1 protein-coding gene is annotated in these 1768 nt (G+C 32.2%); it reads left to right on the top strand.

Going from position 1 to position 1768, the window contains the following annotated elements:
* Window positions 1–1350 (top strand): putative bifunctional diguanylate cyclase/phosphodiesterase (locus ABZA26_RS14325; RefSeq protein ID WP_372715170.1); only part of this gene is annotated, 1350 nt, incomplete at its 5' end.
* Between the last annotated feature and the right edge of the window lie 418 nt (window positions 1351–1768).

Raw genomic sequence — 1768 nt, 5'->3', positions numbered from 1 at the left:
GTGATAAAAGATCTTTCCACAGAAAAGGAGAAAGATGCAGAGATCGAGTATCTCCTGACTCATAATTCAAAGACCAATCTCCCAAATGAGTTCATGTTTTACAACCTTATAAATAAAGAGATAGAAAAAGAAAATGAATTCGGAATTCTATACATAAAATTAAAGAAATTTGATAATCTGCAGATGAAATATAACGAAGAATTTTTAAACCTTATTTATCAGGAGATTGTGGGGAAGCTCATATCTTCTGTAGGAATAGAGGGGAATATAGCTCACCTTTCAAGAGATATATTCATTGCTGTATTAAAATTACCAAATGATAAAATTTTTATGAACAGATCTTTGACGGAGCTGGCATCAAAATTGAAATCCAATATAAGTATTGGAGATAAAGATATAAATTTAGAGTTTGATTTCGGAGCGGTCTTTTTTCCAGAACACGGAAGTTCACCAAAAGAGCTGCTTAGAAAGGCAATGTTTTCAGTAAAAGCACTGAAATACTATCCAGACAGAAATTTCTTAATCTATCAAGATTCCCTGGAAAAAAAGATACAGAGAGAGCTAGACATAGAAGAGCATCTGAATCTTGCTATAAAAAATAATGAATTTGAAGTCTATTTTCAGCCGCAGATAGACAGTGGAAAAGATTTATTAGTGGGGGCAGAGGCATTGCTTCGTTGGAACAGCGGAGTTTTGGGCAGTGTTTCCCCTGTGGAATTTATACCCATTGCTGAAAATATGGGGATTATCAGTAAAATAGGTATGTGGGTAGTAGAAGAAGTGGCCAGACTGGTAAAAGTCATGGAGCTAGATAAACATAAAGAGATTAAGATTTCAATAAATTTATCGGCGACAGATTTTAAGAATGAGTTTCTTGTAGAGGATATAACCTATATTCTAGAAGGTTACGGGCTTGATTTTTCACAGTTTGAAATGGAACTTACCGAAGGGGTTTTGGTAGAGGACTATGATTATGTCAAACCAAAGCTAGATGAATTTCAGATGAACGGGATATCCGTGGCTATAGATGATTTCGGGACAGGATTTTCTTCCATGACTCACCTTAAAAAACTCAAGTTTGATAAGATCAAGATAGACAGATCCTTCATAAAGGATTATCCAAAAACGGACAATGGTTCCATAGCAGAGATAATAACTTATCTGGCTAAAAAACTGGAGATCAATGTAATTGCAGAAGGGGCCGAGACAAAAGAACAGGTGGACTATCTGAGAAGTATAGGCTGTTCTCATATACAGGGGTATTACTACAGTAAACCTTTATCATCTTCGGATTTTAAAGAGTATATGAATAGCCGTTTTCTGAGTAAAAAAGTCTCTGATACACTGTAAGTCGAATAAAAACTATAGAATAAACCTGGCTATTGGCCAGGTTTATTCTATATAAAATTTTAATGATATTATAATAAATAAAATTTACCTTGAAAAATCTCTCCCGAAGTATTAAAATGAGTAATGTTATTTTTGGATTGAGTTTATTCAATATATGGAAAACACTTTTAATATTGATGGTACTTTGAGACTGTATTTTTTTTTAAAAGATAAAACTTTTTTTAATATATTGTTTTTTTATTGTTATAAGGGTGTTATACTTTAGAGTGGTTTAAGATGTTTTTAATCTGAAATAACGTTTTAATGGATCTGATTATAAAAAATCAGAAAGATATTTATGAATTTACTCAACAAGGATTTTAAATTATAGACTTTATTAACGAGGGGGAATTTTATGAAAAAGCATTTATCCTTGATC

The organism is Ilyobacter sp. (assembly GCF_041583315.1).
GTDB lineage: Bacteria > Fusobacteriota > Fusobacteriia > Fusobacteriales > Fusobacteriaceae > Ilyobacter.
The sequence above is the reverse complement of the archived record's forward strand: the minus strand, read 5'-3'. Positions and strand labels throughout refer to the sequence as shown.